At 54.1% G+C, this 15,253-nt stretch carries 17 protein-coding genes; 8 read left to right on the forward strand and 9 right to left on the reverse strand.

Going from position 1 to position 15,253, the window contains the following annotated elements; translation table 11 throughout:
- Positions 1–150: 150 nt before the first annotated feature.
- The 4 genes from AACY98_RS03910 to AACY98_RS03925 are packed head-to-tail and all read left to right on the forward strand — an operon-like array spanning position 151 to position 3,204.
- Positions 151–1,053 carry a methyltransferase domain-containing protein gene (locus AACY98_RS03910; RefSeq protein ID WP_339801851.1) on the forward strand — a complete coding sequence of 301 codons (903 nt, stop codon included), beginning with the start codon at positions 151–153 and terminating at the stop codon, positions 1,051–1,053.
- A gap of 34 nt (positions 1,054–1,087) precedes the next feature.
- Positions 1,088–2,173, forward strand: coding sequence for a tartrate dehydrogenase (locus AACY98_RS03915; RefSeq protein WP_339801854.1), 1,086 nt, complete (start codon positions 1,088–1,090; stop codon positions 2,171–2,173).
- Positions 2,160–2,480, forward strand: coding sequence for a hypothetical protein (locus AACY98_RS03920; protein ID WP_339801858.1), 321 nt, complete (start codon positions 2,160–2,162; stop codon positions 2,478–2,480). The genes AACY98_RS03915 and AACY98_RS03920 overlap by 14 nt, the downstream gene beginning before the upstream one ends.
- Complete coding sequence (locus AACY98_RS03925; RefSeq protein WP_339801860.1) at positions 2,458–3,204, forward strand: SAM-dependent methyltransferase; 747 nt, start codon at positions 2,458–2,460, stop codon at positions 3,202–3,204. The genes AACY98_RS03920 and AACY98_RS03925 overlap by 23 nt, the downstream gene beginning before the upstream one ends.
- A gap of 120 nt (positions 3,205–3,324) precedes the next feature.
- Here AACY98_RS03925 and rpoH read toward each other — a convergent pair whose 3' ends face one another.
- Positions 3,325–4,254, reverse strand: a complete 930-nt coding sequence (gene rpoH / locus AACY98_RS03930; protein ID WP_126980967.1) for an RNA polymerase sigma factor RpoH — start codon at positions 4,252–4,254, stop codon at positions 3,325–3,327.
- A 414-nt stretch (positions 4,255–4,668) separates the two neighbouring features.
- A complete protein-coding gene (locus tag AACY98_RS03935; RefSeq protein ID WP_339801863.1) occupies positions 4,669–5,475 on the reverse strand; it encodes a DODA-type extradiol aromatic ring-opening family dioxygenase in 807 nt (268 codons plus the stop codon).
- Positions 5,476–5,776: 301 nt separating this feature from the next.
- Between AACY98_RS03935 and AACY98_RS03940 the strand changes: the two genes are divergently transcribed.
- A complete protein-coding gene (locus AACY98_RS03940) occupies positions 5,777–6,730 on the forward strand; it encodes a toxin-antitoxin system YwqK family antitoxin (protein WP_339801865.1) in 954 nt (317 codons plus the stop codon).
- A 56-nt stretch (positions 6,731–6,786) separates the two neighbouring features.
- On the opposite strand, the gene AACY98_RS03945 is transcribed toward AACY98_RS03940, so the two are convergent.
- The 3 genes from AACY98_RS03945 to AACY98_RS03955 form a co-directional block, all read right to left on the reverse strand.
- Positions 6,787–7,257, reverse strand: coding sequence for a threonine/serine exporter family protein (locus AACY98_RS03945; protein WP_126980866.1), 471 nt, complete (start codon positions 7,255–7,257; stop codon positions 6,787–6,789).
- Positions 7,254–8,042: a threonine/serine ThrE exporter family protein gene (locus AACY98_RS03950; RefSeq protein WP_339801870.1), complete on the reverse strand. Its 789-nt coding sequence runs from the start codon at positions 8,040–8,042 to the stop codon at positions 7,254–7,256. Before AACY98_RS03950 ends, AACY98_RS03945 begins: the two co-directional genes overlap by 4 nt.
- A 130-nt stretch (positions 8,043–8,172) precedes the next feature.
- Positions 8,173–8,661 (reverse strand): hypothetical protein, encoded by a 489-nt coding sequence (locus tag AACY98_RS03955; RefSeq protein ID WP_339801873.1) that lies wholly within the window; start codon positions 8,659–8,661, stop codon positions 8,173–8,175.
- 148 nt (positions 8,662–8,809) lie between these two features.
- On the opposite strand from AACY98_RS03955, the gene AACY98_RS03960 reads away from it, so the two are divergent.
- On the forward strand, positions 8,810–9,232 hold the full coding sequence (locus AACY98_RS03960; protein ID WP_339801875.1) for a hypothetical protein: 423 nt from the start codon (positions 8,810–8,812) through the stop codon (positions 9,230–9,232).
- A gap of 333 nt (positions 9,233–9,565) precedes the next feature.
- Here AACY98_RS03960 and AACY98_RS03965 read toward each other — a convergent pair whose 3' ends face one another.
- The 3 genes from AACY98_RS03965 to AACY98_RS03975 form a co-directional block, all read right to left on the reverse strand.
- Complete coding sequence (locus AACY98_RS03965) at positions 9,566–10,897, reverse strand: UDP-glucose dehydrogenase family protein (protein WP_339801877.1); 1,332 nt, start codon at positions 10,895–10,897, stop codon at positions 9,566–9,568.
- Positions 10,898–11,008: 111 nt separating this feature from the next.
- Entirely contained in the window at positions 11,009–12,040 is a 1,032-nt protein-coding gene (locus AACY98_RS03970) for a hypothetical protein (protein ID WP_339801880.1), read from the reverse strand.
- A 179-nt stretch (positions 12,041–12,219) separates the two neighbouring features.
- Positions 12,220–13,212 carry a bile acid:sodium symporter family protein gene (locus AACY98_RS03975; protein ID WP_339801883.1) on the reverse strand — a complete coding sequence of 331 codons (993 nt, stop codon included), beginning with the start codon at positions 13,210–13,212 and terminating at the stop codon, positions 12,220–12,222.
- A gap of 441 nt (positions 13,213–13,653) precedes the next feature.
- On the opposite strand from AACY98_RS03975, the gene AACY98_RS03980 reads away from it, so the two are divergent.
- Both AACY98_RS03980 and AACY98_RS03985 read left to right on the forward strand, forming a co-directional pair.
- Positions 13,654–14,061: an RcnB family protein gene (locus AACY98_RS03980; RefSeq protein WP_339801886.1), complete on the forward strand. Its 408-nt coding sequence runs from the start codon at positions 13,654–13,656 to the stop codon at positions 14,059–14,061.
- A gap of 339 nt (positions 14,062–14,400) precedes the next feature.
- Positions 14,401–15,033 (forward strand): RcnB family protein, encoded by a 633-nt coding sequence (locus AACY98_RS03985; protein WP_339801889.1) that lies wholly within the window; start codon positions 14,401–14,403, stop codon positions 15,031–15,033.
- Between the two features lie 77 nt (positions 15,034–15,110).
- Here the strand turns inward: AACY98_RS03985 and AACY98_RS15005 are convergent.
- On the reverse strand, positions 15,111–15,253 hold a 143-nt coding region (locus tag AACY98_RS15005), incomplete at its 5' end, for an autotransporter outer membrane beta-barrel domain-containing protein (protein ID WP_423817514.1).

The following is a 15,253-nucleotide window of genomic DNA, read 5'->3' on the forward strand; positions in this document are numbered from 1 at the left end:
CAGTCTGGCATGCATCCACCCCGTCTGTGCAGGAAGGCGTTTCGCAGGTGGGCGGCATGTTTTCTGGCTGCTTCATGGTTATCACAGTATACCGGCAGCATGGCCGTTGGCTTAAGGTAGACTAAGTGTTGTTTGGTTTAATGGTATTTCATGACAGAAAAGACGTATAGGCCGATTGATTCCTGGGCCGTGAACCGCTGGCGCAACATGCAAACCACACCACCCTGGCTGCATCAGGAGGTTGGACGGCGCATGGCCGAACAGTTGCAACTGATCAAGTACGAGCCACAGGTGTGGCTGGACTGGCCTGCACTGGCCGATGGCAGTCATGAGCAGATCATGCAGCGCTATCCGCAGGCGAAAGGCATTCTGGCCGATGATGCGGCGCAACCTTTGCAGCAGTTATTGCAGCAGTTTCAAAACCCTGGTTCGTGGTGGAAGCCGGGCCGTTGGAAGAAAGCGGCTATCACCGGGTGTGCGCCTGCTGAGTTGCAGGCGGGCTGTGCCGATTTGCTGTGGTCTAACATGGCGCTGCATTTCTGCCCGGACCCTCTGCAACAGATGCAGCAATGGCAGCAGTTACTGCAGCAGGGCGGGTTTGTGATGTTTTCATGCTTTGGGCCCGATACGCTCAAAGAGCTGCAGACTGTGTATGCCCGCAACGGGTGGGGCAGGCCTGCAGTTGATTTTGTTGATATGCACGATCTGGGCGACATGATGATGCAGGCCGGTTTCACCGACCCGGTGATGGATATGGAGTTCATTGAGCTCAGTTGGGCCAGCCCTGAGGCGCTGCTGCGTGAATTACGGACGATGGGGATCAATGCGCATCCGCAGCGTTATGCGGGGCTGCGTACCCCGCGCTGGCTGAATCAGTTGCATCAGGCTTTTGCATTGCTGTCTTCCCAGGACCCGGATGGTAAAACGATTTATTCGCTGACGTTTGAAATTATCTACGGGCATGCTTTTAAGCTCGGCAGCGGTATCCGGGCAGAAGAGGAAACCGCTGTGGGGCTGGAGGACATGCGGGCCATGTTGCGCCAGCGCAGATAGGTTCAATGGTTGGTTTTGTTTCAAGGGAGTGGTGATGAGTCAGACATATCATATTGCGGTGATTCCCGGGGATGGCATTGGCAAGGAAGTGATGCCCGAAGGGCTGCGGGTGGTGCAGGCGGCTGCCGGTAAGTTTGGCCTGTCGCTGGAGCTTCACATGGTTGATTGGGCCAGTTGTGATTACTATGCACAAACCGGGCAGATGATGCCGGATGACTGGAAGGCGCAATTGCAGGGGATGGATGCACTGTATTTTGGCGCTGCCGGCTGGCCGGCCACGGTACCGGACCATGTGTCGCTGTGGGGTTCTTTGCTGAAATTCCGCCGTGAGTTTGACCAGTACATCAACCTGCGCCCGGTCCGTCTGTTCGAAGGGGTGCCGTGTCCGCTCAGCGGCCGCAAACCGGGCGATATTGATTATGTGGTGGTGCGTGAAAATACCGAGGGCGAGTATTCGTCAGTGGGTGGCGTGATGTATGCCGGGACTGAGCGTGAGGTGGTCATGCAGCAGTCGATTTTTTCGCGCTTTGGTACTGACCGTGTGTTGCGGTTTGCTTTTGAGCTGGCCCAGTCCAGGGCGCGCAAGCACCTGACGGTTGCGACCAAAAGCAATGGCATTGCCATCAGCATGCCCTGGTGGGACGCCCGCGCGCAGGCTGTGGGGGCCGAGTATCCGCAGGTAAAGGTTGACAAGCAGCATATCGATATTCTGAGTGCCCGCTTTGTGTTGCAGCCCAATCGTTTTGATGTGGTGGTGGCTTCCAACCTGTTCGGTGATATTTTGTCTGATCTGGGGCCGGCGACCACGGGCACCATCGGGCTGGCGCCTTCGGCCAATCTGAACCCTGAGCGGCAGTTTCCGTCGCTGTTTGAGCCGGTACATGGTTCTGCACCTGATATTTATGGCAAGGGCATTGCCAATCCGGTCGCCATGATCTGGTCTGGCGCACTGATGCTGGACTTTCTCACTCACAGCCTGGGGGCGGGGCGTGCGGCACACGATGCGATCATGAAGGCCATTGAGCAGGTGCTGGCCGCGGGGCCGCGTACGCCGGACTTGGGCGGCTCGGCCACGACGGCAGATGTTGGGCAGGCGATTGCCAAAATTGTGGCCGCCTGATAAAAATCAGGCAAATGCTCATCTTTTATCCGGCGCTGTAGGCCTGTGCGGTTTTGACGGCTGTATTGAACCGGATGTGGATTGTTGTGGCGGTGTGCACAAAAAACGACAAGATGATGCGGCAGGGGCAATGGAAAGCGGTGTGCCGGGAATGCTGTGCGATGAGGTTTCTGACAGTGAGGTGAGAGCGTTTATACTGTCGTGGTGTTTAAAACCCTTAACTGTTTACAGTCTCAAAGGGTACATTCCGGTTATTTCATCAGCTAGTCAAAGGAATTTCAGCATTGGATATCCCGCGTATTTTTAATATTTCTGAAAGCGCCCACCGCATTCATAACCCGTTCACACCAGAAAAGTATGCCACTCTTGGCGCGGTGTTGCGCCTGGAGCCAGAGACCCGAGTGCTTGACCTTGGCAGTGGTTCGGGCGAGATGCTGTGCACCTGGGCGCGCGATTACGGCGTCACGGGCGTTGGCGTTGACATGAGCCAGTTGTTCAGCGAGCAGGCCAAACTCCGCGCTGAAGAACTCGGTGTGGCTGATCGGGTCGAGTTCATCCATGGTGATGCTGCCGGTTACGTTACAAACAAAAAGGTTGGTGTGGCTGCCTGTGTCGGTGCCACGTGGATTGGTGGAGGCGTTGCCGGCACCATTGCGCTTTTGGAAAAGAGTCTTCGCCCCAATGGAATCATTCTCATCGGCGAGCCTTACTGGCGGCAGTTGCCGCCGACGGATGATATTGTCAGGGGATGCTCTGCCAATTCTGTTGCCGACTTTCTCATTCTTCCTGAGCTTGTTGCGTCTTTCGGTGACCTTGGCTACGACGTTGTGGAAATGGTTCTGGCTGACCAGGAGGGCTGGGACAGGTACGAGGCAGCCAAGTGGCTCACCATGCGCCGCTGGCTCGAGGCGAATGCGGACGATGACTTTGCACAAGAGGTTCGAGCTACACTGACCCAGGAACCCAAACGCTATGCTGCGTATACGCGTGAATACCTTGGGTGGGGTGTATTCGCACTGATGGCACGGTGATGTAAGGTTGTTTCTGGCACCAAAACAAAAGCGGACATGTCCCATGAGGGGCATGTCCGTTTTAAATTGCCAAATGTGTCAGTAGTTATTTATAGGCTCGCTCTCTGTGAAGCCTGTGCGTTATGCGTATTGCGCCTCCTGCAAGGCAGAGCGCATCTTTTTCATTGCGGCACTCTCAATCTGACGGATCCGTTCGGCACTGACACCATATTCGTGTGCCAGTTCCTGCAGCGTCATGCCACCACTGCCATCATCGTTGACCTTGAGCCAGCGCTCTTCAACAATACGACGGCTGCGTGCATCCAGGCTTTCCAGGGCCTGCCCGATGCCTTCGCTAAGCAGGCGGTCATGGTTGCGCGCTTCCAGCATACGGGTGGGTTCACTCTTTTCGTCAGCCAGATAGGTGATCGGGGCGAAATGTTCTTCCTGATCATCTACCGGGGCTTCCAGAGCAATTTCGCCACCAGCCAGGCGGGTTTCCATTTCCAGCACTTCTTCAGGTTTGACCTTAAGCTGCTGCGCCATTTGTGTCACTTCGCCTGGCGTCAGCGTGGTGCGGTGCATGTCATTGTCTTCACCGTCCTTCATGCTGTTGCGCATTGAGCGCAGATTGAAGAACAGTTTGCGCTGAGCCTTGGTGGTGGCCACTTTGACCAAACGCCAGTTTTTCAAAATGTATTCGTGAATTTCCGCTTTGATCCAGTGCAGCGCATAGCTGACCAGCCGCACTCCCTGGGTCGGGTCAAAACGTTTGACCGCTTTCATCAGGCCGACATTGCCTTCCTGAATCAGGTCTGCATGCGGTAAACCATAACCGAGGTATTGCCGGGCGACCGACACCACCAGGCGCAGGTGAGAAAGCACCAGTTTTCCGGCAGCATCCAGGTCGTTATGCTCGCGGTAAGCGCGGGCATAGCGGTTTTCTTCTTCTTCTGTCAGCAAGGGCAGGTTATTCACTGCCGTGATATAGGCATCCAGATTTCCCAGGGACGGGATTACCGCCCAGGAATTAGCCACGGCGACTGCATTGTTTGTTTTTTTGCCGGCCATGACGCTGTCATTTTGAGGGACGAGCATACCTTTACGTGTCATCAGTAACACTCCTTTCCTGATCAGGATATTAGCACTCTCTGATTGAGAGTGCTAAACGTGTGCAACATACCCTTATCCGTGTGGGGGAGTCATCCGTTTTCATCAGAAATGGGATGCTGCCAACGATTCCTACCCAATGTAGAGTAAATCAATCGGGAAAAAGTTCAATGCAATGTTCAAAAATATCAATGTGATCCCTTTGATATTACAGGTGATGCCTGTTTTGCCAAAGGAAAAGCATCGATGATCCAGGGATAACCGGGGTCTATTGAAGCAGAATGACCCGTGGATAAGGGAAAACTATCTGCGGATAGCAGGATGCGGACCCTGTTCCCCGGTTTTGAACCGGCGAACAGGGTAGGGTATATAACACTATTGAACCACCGGGGCTGTTCCGAACATGTAGGCATCCATGTTGATGACGCCGTTGGTGGTTTGGCCTTCGATGTATTTCACTTCTGACAGGGCATCGCTGCCGGCCCCCATGGCTACAAACAGTGGCATCAGGTGGTCAGGCGTGGGGTGGGCACGTGCACCTGCAGGCGAGAGCTCACGGTAATGCAGCATGCTTTCAAGGTCGCCTTGTGCCAGATGTTCTGACACCCAACTGCGAAACTCCTGCACATAAGCCGGGACGGGGGCGCCATCGGGCTGCATTTCATGCAGGTTATGCGTCAGGCTGCCTGAGCCGATGACCAAAATGCCCTGGTGGCGCAACTGGTTCAGCGCCTGTCCGAACTGGTATTGTTCTGCCGGCGACATGGATGGATACATTGAAATTTCTGCCACAGGCACATCTGCATCCGGATACATATGGCGCAACGGCACCCAGGCGCCATGGTCCAGGCCACGCTGCGGGTTATTGGCCATGCTGTGGAGGATGGTGGGCTGCACGCTGTCCATAATCAACTGCACCGTTTCATCATCAGGCCCTTTGGCCGGATATTGCAGGGTGTACAGTACAGAGGGGAAGCCGTAAAAGTCATAAACGGTTTCGGGCTGCTGCGCGGTACTGAGCTGGGGCGTACGGCTCATCCAGTGGGCTGATATGACCACAATGGCGCGCGGCTTTGGCCAGGGGCTGACCAGTTGACGCAGAGCCGGGGCAATCGGGCCTGGCTCAACGGCCCACATCGGAGAACCGTGGGAAACAAACAGCGTGGGGAAAGTCGTTTTCATAATGGCCTTTGCTGGTACAGACGAGGGCGTGTTAATACGCCCTGACAGTTTATCGTAGATTTTGATCTGTACACCTGATCAAGCTGTTATATCGGGGGAAGCAGGCACTTTTTCAAGAGCCCTGCGCTCTGAGGCGCCTATATAGGCAGGCATACTGATCAGGGATGGGCCAGGGGGCTACAATAACATTGGCGACAGATGTGTCGTATGGGTATGGCAGGTATGGCAGCAGTTCACGCGCGCTACCTGGAGAATCAGGCACAGGCCAAGCTGCTGGAGGCAGCTTGAGAGCAAACCGGGGATGGAAGCAGTAACGGATGAGCAACGGATGAGAATGGAGAAAAATACGACGCGCATGCTGGTATGGCTGATCGGCGCGGTAATCTGGGGTGCTGGCATGCATGCCAGCGCGCAGCCACAGTCACAGCAAGCCGGAGGGGTAACCGAACCTGCGGTGGCCAGGCCGGTGTGGAATGTGGGAGACCTGGTTGCTGAGGGCCGTAACAGTTGGGGTACACGGTTGTATCGCCTGTTTCGGGGGGTGACGCCTGAAGGGTTTTATCTGGTGCAGGATTTTTACCGGATTGGCCAGACACAATATACCGACCCGTATGTGCTGATGAATCTGGAGCAGGTGGTTGACCCGGATTTTGAGTTGCAGGGCAGAGAGATTACCGGCCCTTATGTCGGCTGGTATATCAGCCTGCTGAAGCGGGTGGAGGGGCTGTACCAGAACGGGCTGCAACAGGGGGCATGGACATACTGGCGCGAGGATGGCTCCAAAATGCTGCGGGCCTTCTATGAAGGCGGCCAGAAACATGGGCAGTGGACATACTGGTTTGAAAACGGGCAGGTATTTCGTGAGGTGACATATGCCGAAGACCTGCCGCATGGCACATGGACGGAATGGTATGAAAACGGTCAGATGAAGCTGCTTGCACAGTACCAGCGCGGGCAGTTGGATGGGCGACTGAACCAGTGGTACGAAGATGGCCGCATATGTCTGGAGGGGCAGTACCGGCAAGGAGCAAAGCAGGGCAACTGGTTGCACTGGTACCGCAATGGGCAGATCGAATCCAAGTTAACGTATGTTGACGACGTTTCACAAGGCGTTTACACGCAATGGCATGACAATGGCCAGAAAAAAGTAGAAGGGCACTACACCCAGGGAGAGCGGTCCGGTTTATGGCAGGAGTGGAGTGTGTACGGGGATCTCATCCACACGCATGACTATGGCGAGCCTGAGCCACAATGATGATGCGTTCATCAGATGAATGTGCTTGCCACCGTGCGCAGCAGCATGTCATTGCATCAGCGGGCTTTGGCCCGCATTTTGCGGCGGTATATCCAGACGCTGGGCAGTGCAAGCCCCAGTGACAGCGAACCAACAATGAATGAGGCACGCAGAAAGTTGGTGACCAGTTGATCCATCAGTTCAGGCGTATAGCCCAGTTGCGAGAGTTTGATCAGTGCAATCATGGCGGTATAGGCACTGACGCCGGGGCACATGGGAATGACGGCCGCCACGCTGATGACTTTCGGGTGCAGGGCATGTTTGTACGCCATGATGATCGATAACGCGCCTACCGCCAGTGCCGCCAGCAGTGTGGCCCACTCGATACTCAGGCCGCACAAGGTAAAAATGGTGCGCAGGCCATTGCCCACCGCGCCCAGAATGGCGCAGTATTTCAGGTAACGGGCCGGCACGTTGAACACCATGGCAAAACCCACTGCCGCAATGGCTGCCAGCACCATACTTTGCAGTATCAGAAGCAGGTTCATTGCCATTGCTCTATCCCCAGTAGTGACATGGCCATCACAATGCCGATGCAGGTCGTCAGTGCCAGCATGCTGGCAATCACCCAGCGGGCAATGCCTGTATTGACATGCCCTTTGAACACGTCAGACACGGCGTTGATCAGCGGAAAGCCCGGCACCAGCAACAGGATGGATGATGCCATGGCAATCGAAGGGGTCGCCACAGGAATAAAGCGCATAATCAGCCCGCAGGTCAGCGTGGCGGAAAAAGCGGTAATGCATGCGTTGATCATCGGGTGCACATGCCAAATCGCCATGCGCTGGCGTATGAACATAGCAATATAGGCAACCACAAAAGTCAGCATGCAAGCACCCAGGCTGCCACCGGCCAGGCGGCAGAAACAGGCGCATCCCAGCCCCACCATCAACACCACCAGCCAGTTGGGGTGGCGCACCTGGGGAATGTTGTGCAGCATTTGCTGTACCTGCTCATAGTCCAGCGTGTGCTGTTCAGCAGCCAGCACAATGCGCTGTACTTCTGATACCACCTGCATGTTGATGCCCCGGTCCATGCTTTTGCGCGCGGTGGTCAGGCAGTATTTGTTGTAGATGGTGGTCAGTACAATGGCATTGGAGGAAATGGAACTCTCCACACTGTCCATGCCCAGCGCCAGCCCCAGCCGGGTGGACAGCTCGTCCACCAGCGCAGTTTCAGCGCCATGTTGCAACAGCAACTGGGCACACAGCGCGCACGAGCGTGTAATGATCCGCTGTTTTTCAGACTGGTTTTGGGTAGGGTTTTCGCTCATAGTGATTGAACAAACGACAAACTGATCGCAGCGTCAAATACTGTGGCTGTGCTTCATGGCTGTCATTATAGATTAGATGGAATGCCAATTGCACTGCTCATTGGCCGGCATGCTCTGGCTCAACCTGGATTCAGTCATCAACAGCCAGATGCAGCAGCCAGTTGCCTTCTGTGGTCGGCAGGGCAAAGTCCTGCCAGTGGGCTGCGTAGTAGACCCCTTGTGGGGGTGTAGCCAGAATTTCATAGACCACACCTGCAATCGGAAGGCTTTCCAGTTCGGAAAAGAATGCAGCAATCAGGGTATCTTTAGTTCTTTGCGTCAAAACTTCGGATGCCTGTGTATGAAAAAACCAGCCCAGAAGCGGTTGTTTCAGTGAAATATGTGGTGCTGCAGGCTGAGGTTTCAGCGTGATGTGCCACTGATCAGGTGGTGCAGGTTTGCAGTTTTCTTTCAGGTACGCTTCTGTATCGGCCTGATAATAGGCGGTTACATCCTGCATCAGCCCGCCCCGGTCAGGCAGCTTTTCGATAGAAAAACTGAAAGCCAATGGGCATTCTTCATTTATCAGTGCGATGGCATGTAAAAAGCCGTTAAGTCGTTGCGGTGAAAAAGGTTTCATAAAAAGATGTGTGCACCGTCGTAAGAGAAAAATGTCTTTGAAAGGCGACTGAAGCGGGTTTTATAAATAGATTCCGGGGGCTGCACGGCGTTGTGCTGTTTATTCTCCCGGTACATAATGTTCTATTTGTATCTTTGCACAACAAGTCATGATGGTCAAGATTGCATTAAGCTATTCGCAACCGCTGGTATTGTACCTGGGGCTATCCTATGATGTATTGCTGCCGCAATGGAAAGCGCTGTATGCGCAAGCGGCCTGGGTGGAAAAGTGGGATTTATGGGAGCGGCTGTGGGACGATACGCTCGGCTTTTTATCGCATGCACTGGCCGAGCACGGGTGCCGAGTGATTCAGTGTGAGCATATCAGCCCGCTGACGATGCAGCCTGAAGAAAACCCCGCCACCATGCACAAAGATCTGCATACGCGCTGGCGTATTGTTGCACAGCCGCCTCATTTTGATGCCGGCATCATGCCCTCAGCATTAACCGCCGCCGGGCTGCATGGCGGTATTTTGTATTATCTATACGATGACCGTTATGGGCGAAGGCTATCGCTGATGAATGAAGGCTAGCCGGTTGCCGGTGTTGCAGGTTGTTATTGGCGTTAACGACCCGAGCGGTGTATAGTATCAACCTGACAGGGCTGGGTATAGCTGGACATAGAACCATGTGGCCAGTAACAAGTGACAGCCGGATATGAACAACGGGGAAAATATGGCAACTTATTCAATCATTGATATATTGGCGCGCGTTGCAGTGGTCGTCATCATCAGTGCGCTCTTATGGCAGTTCATGAAAAAGAAATAACGCACCTGAGTTTTCATCAAGCGCGTTATTTCTGACGTGCACTTATTAATTCTCAATGCACTGGGTCACATGGTTGTGATGCCAGTGCATTTTCATTGTCAGCGGCCAATGCCGCTATAGGTAAAACCGGCCTCACGCATGGCCTTAGGGTTGTACTGGTTGCGGCCATCAAACACCACCGGCTGGCGCAGCAGCTTTTTGATCAGGGCAAAGTCCGGGTGGCGGAACGGTTTCCATTCGGTTACCAGCACCAGCGCATCGGCCTGTTCCAGTGCGGCATACTGATTGTCTGCCAGTGAAAGCTGACCGCTTTGCAAAGCGGGGGCAGGTAATTCGTGTTTGGCCACTTCGTGTGCCACCGGGTCAAATGCCTGCACCTTGGCGCCGGCTTGCAGCAGCGCGCTGATCAGCACCTTGCTTGATGCTTCGCGCATATCGTCAGTTTCAGGTTTGAACGCCAGGCCCCACACGGCAAAGGTTTTGCCCTGAAGGCTGGTGCCAAAGTGCTGGGTGATTTTTTTGAACAGCACTTCTTTTTGCAGGTCGTTGCGGTCTTCTACCGCTTGCAGTACTTTAGGCTCAAATGCCTGCTCGTGCGCCATGCGGATCAGCGCTTTGACGTCTTTCGGGAAGCATGAGCCGCCATAACCGCAGCCTGGGTAGATGAAGTGGTAGCCAATGCGCTGGTCACTGCCAATGCCCAGGCGTACCTGTTCCACATCGACATCGAGTTTTTCGCACAGCGTGGCAATTTCGTTCATGAACGAAATTTTGGTTGCCAGCATGGCGTTGGCGGCGTACTTGGTCATCTCAGCATCGCGCACCCCCATGAAAAACAGGCGCGGGTGGTTGCGAATGAACGGCTCATACAGCTCGCTCATCACCGCACGTGTTTTGTCGCTTGCGCAGCCCACAATCACCCGGTCCGGGCGCATGAAGTCGTCTACCGCTTTGCCTTCTTTGAGAAATTCGGGGTTGGATGCAACATCAAATTCAATAGCCACGCCGCGTTTGTCCAGCTCAGCCTGAATGGCAGCCCGGACCTTGTCTGCCGTGCCGACCGGTACGGTTGATTTATCCACAATGATGGCCGGGCGCTGCATGTGCGCGCCAATTTCACGCGCTACCGCCAGCACGTATTGCAGGTCGGCCGAGCCATCTTCACCGGGAGGCGTGCCCACGGCAATGAAAAATACGTCATTGTCGTCCATGGTATCAGCCAGCCGGGTGGTGAACAGCAGCCGGCCCGCATCGTGATTTTTGATCACAATGCTATCCAGCCCCGGCTCATAGATGGGTAGTATGCCTTTTTTCAGGCGCTCGATTTTGCCCTGGTCAATATCGACACAGGTCACCACGTTGCCCATTTCGGCAAAACATGCGCCTGTCACCAACCCCACGTAACCTGTACCTACAACTGTGATATTCATGATGGACCGTTATTCTCTTGTCAAAACAATCAGTGTATTGTACTGCGATAGCAGTCAATGCTTTGTCAACTGTCAGGCAATGATACCTGCATCCGCTGCCACTTTTTTGATTTAGGCCAAGGGCAGTTGACTGTGCACCTTGCACCAGTCGTCGTGCAAGGCCCTTACCTGTTCGGCCTTTGGGTCGGTAAATCCTTTGCCATACTGTTTGACAAAATGACAGGTGGCATAGTTTTGCGTGGTGTCTTCGTATTTTTCAATCCATGATAGGCGTGCCGGCAATTCGGCCTGGCTGATGTCCCAGATGCGGCGCTGCGGTTCAATGTGCAGCCTGATGCCGGCGCGCCAGGGCTTGGGTGTCAGCCGGGCGCGAAAACAGTTTTGCAGGCGGCACATGCGCACGTACATGGGGTCGGGCAACGCAGTTTCAATTTGCTGCCATATGGCCTCATCTGCAGGGTCGAACGTGCGGTGCAGCATCAGCAGCCGGTAACCGGCAGATGTGCGGTACACATTAAACAGCCAGTCCGGGTGGGTCTGCGCCAGTGCTTCTATACGTGCCAGTGCACGCTGCTCAGGCTTGTTACCGGAAAAAAGAATGGACTGGGCAATGCGTTCAATCATCTCCAGGAGTACAAATGAGATAAGCATACCGGCCAGAAATCCCAGGCCGATACTGCCCATGACGGACTTTTTCCAGAAAAATATGAACGTTGCAGCAACTGTAACCCACAAAACCATGAACAATGCCAAAGAAAAAAGGCAACCAAATACAGGACGTTTTTTCTCGATATCCACATCAATGAACATCACATCCGGTGTATTCAGGCACAGCGCACCATAGGCATTGCGGGTAATGACATTCTCGCCCTGTTTGTGCACAACCTCTTCCCGAATGGGCAGCCCATCTGCACCGTTGTAGGCAAATTTACGCTCACGCCGCTGAATATCGGGCGCTTCCACCTGCCCGGACAGCACTTCCTGCATGGCTTTGTGCACGCGCTGCTCGGCATGCCGTTGTGCATCTTCCTGGCTGGTGTCAGACCAGCCCAAGCGGCGCAGCGTAACCTGCCGGCGGGGATTTTGTCCGGCAGGTGTTTTGTACTGTTCGCGGGCTTCTGCCCAGTATTTCGGAACCAGCATGATCAATAGGCCTTTGATTAGGGTGAGGTATCTGCGCTGCTATCTTAAACCAGCTTGACTAAACCAGCTTAACCTATTGCTTCAGGCAAGCGGCAGTTGGCTGTCGAAATTGGTCAGGCTGTCATGCCACTGGCTGGTTTGAAGCGGAGGCGCACTTCCTCTATTTGGGGTTGGCACACCTAATCGTGCTGTTCTGGTGCTGTTTCAGGGCGTTTGGCATAACGGTTTGCCAGCATAGCACACACCATCAGTTGAATCTGATGAAACAGCATGATGGGCAGAATAAGCAGGCCCATCGGCTGGCCGACAAACAGAATCTGGGCAATCGGAACACCTGTGGCCAGGCTCTTTTTGGAGCCGCAGAACACGATGGCAATTTCGTCTTCCTTGTTGAACCCCAGTTTACGGCTGCCAAAAGTCAGAATCAGCATGATCAGCGCCAGCAGGATAGAGCACACCACCAGCAGCCAGACCAGCGTCTGGAACGATACCTGGTGCCAGATGCCTTCCATGACCGCTTCACTGAACGCGCCATACACCACCAGCAAAATGGAGGACTGGTCAACATATTTCAGCCAGGATTTATTTTTGATGACCCAGTTGCCAATCCAGCGGCGCGCAATCTGCCCGGCCACAAAGGGTACCAGCAGCAACAGCACGATTTTATAAACGGCATCGAGCGAAAACGGGTGTTCACCGCTGCTTTGCACGGTAAACAGCAAGCCCACCAGCAGTGGCGTGAGCACAATGCCGATCAGGTTGGAAAACGACGCAGCGCAAATGGCAGCCGGAATATTGCCCCGTGCCACCGAAGTAAATGCAATGGAAGACTGCACGGTTGAGGGCAGGGCGCAGATGAACAGCATACCCATGTACAAGGTGCTGCCCAGTACGGGTTCAAAAACAGGCTTGAGTATCAATCCGAGAATGGGAAACAGTGCAAACGTTGCCAGAAAAATCACCAGATGCAGCCGCCAGTGCAAAATACCGGCAACAACAGCATCGCGTGAAAGCCGTGCGCCATGCAAAAAGAACAGCAGGGCCACAGCGATGTTGGTCATCCATCCCAGTACAGGTACGGCGCTGCCGTGTGCCGGCAAAAATGTGGCAAGCACCACCATGCCGATAATGGCTAATACAAAATTATCTGGAAGGAAGCGAGGGCGTTTCATGGCAGCAGGGAGGAAAGAACAATCTAAATTTTTGAATATTAAAACGGAGCAGAGCCATTATGCACAAAATTCTCATCCCCAGGGCCAGGATGAGAATAGATCATCACAGTATCAGACTGTTTGTGTAAAAGGACAGCCTGCTTGCAGTTGGTTTTGGCGCTGGAAAGGAGCAGCGCATTTTCAGGCGTTATTGTTGCTGGTTATGGCGCTGATATCCCTGTTATGCCCCTGTTAGAACAGGGGCTGTGATATGTCATTCATAATTTGAACGCATCGCGCTGATGCGTTTTTGAGGCAAAGGCGGGTGGACATTTACATATCTTTACTATCAGGAAAAAGAGTCTTCATGTACCGCTTGTACAGTAAGGTTAAACATTACATACCAACCAAGCTTGGAATCAATCAGGGCAAATCAGTGGATTTGAATACAACAGGAGATTGATGATGAAGATGAAAAGCATTGCATGTTCTTTGATCGCTGTGACGATGCTGGCCGGGCAGGTTGCTTCTGCGCGGCCGGACTCTCACCGCCGCGGCCCAGGAGGGGACTACCCGTCGTGGCAGTACCAGAACGGGCGCCATCAAGGGGGGCCAGCGTACCGGCCACATGCCGGGCCCAACAAATACCATCCCGGGCGGGGGCCGCATGCCTACAGGCCTGCAGCTCATTTCAAACCGGGCGGATATTTGCCCCCTCATTACCGCGGGCACGGTTACTGGGTTAACGACTGGAGGGGCTATGGTCTGAGACAGCCGCCCAGAGGACATCATTGGGTCCGGGTCGGAGATGATTTTGTGCTGATTGCGGTGGCGACCGGCATCATCACATCCATTCTGCTGAGCAATTAACACCAGCCCTTTATTTCCGGCGGTGTGGTTAAACACCTTGTAAGGCGTTGCGCCATGGCACAAAAACACGGTGTCATGGCGCAATCTATTTGATGCCGGCTGTTGTTTACCGGCCAGTAAAGGGGCGGCAGGCAAGACAGATGCAGGTGTTCCATTTGACTGGCTTTAGCGGGCGCGTATTTTTACATTTCTTTACAGAATGAAAATGAAATTGTTACACCTGTATTGTTAAAGTAGAACCAACGTTCTGGGCAGAGGTAGTGCAAAACAAATGGGCATTTTTCGTTTTGACTGTTTCAGAAAGTATCAGTGAATCAATCGATAAACAAGGAGTCGATTATGAGAATGAAAGCGTTGACCTGTGCCTTAGTCTCCCTTTCCATGCTGGGAAGTTCGATTGTACTGGCGCAGCCCGCGTCGCAGGACAGGGACAGCCAGGAGCGGCCACAACAAAATACCAGCCAAAATCAAGGACGGGGTCAGAATAGTAACGGCAATTCACAAAACCAGCGTCCCGAGGCAAACCGCCCTGGCAATGGTCAGCAACCTGGGCAGCAGTCATCACGCCCGCAAAATCAGAACCAGGATCGACCGCAGTCACAACAACGGCCAAACCAGTCTCCGGGCCGGGACGATAACCGCGGTCCCGCTTCCAACCAGCGTCCGCAGGCCGGGCACCCTGGTAACGGCCAGCAACCATCCCGTCCGCAGAACCAAGGTCATGACAGGCCTCAGCAGCAACGGCCAAATCAACCTCAGTCGCAGCGCCATGACAACCAGCCCAACCGGCCAGCGGCGCATTTCAGGCAGGGTGAACCTCTGCCGCACCAGTACCGCTCCCATCAGGTGGATTGGAGAGCACATGGTTTAAGGCAACCTCCTCAAGACCATCACTGGGTTCGCGTCGGGAATGATTTTGTTTTGATTGCGATGGCCACAGGCGTCATTACCTCCATTTTGCTGAATAATTAATGCCGCATCATCACTTATGAAAAGAGCCCTGTATTAGGGCTCTTTGTGTTTTTGGTCAGTTTAAACAACGGTCTGTCTTACCACTGCCAGCCCAGGCCGAGCTGGATTTCATAGCGTTTGAAGCTTTCACTGCCATGCTGCAAGCCGATATGCCCCCAGGTGCTCAGGCGCTCGGTAAGCTCTCCCTGCACCCCGATCTTGACTTCCCCGACGTTCCTGC

The sequence above is a fragment of the Saezia sanguinis genome (genome assembly GCF_963921665.1).
Lineage (GTDB): Bacteria > Pseudomonadota > Gammaproteobacteria > Burkholderiales > Burkholderiaceae_C > Saezia > Saezia sanguinis.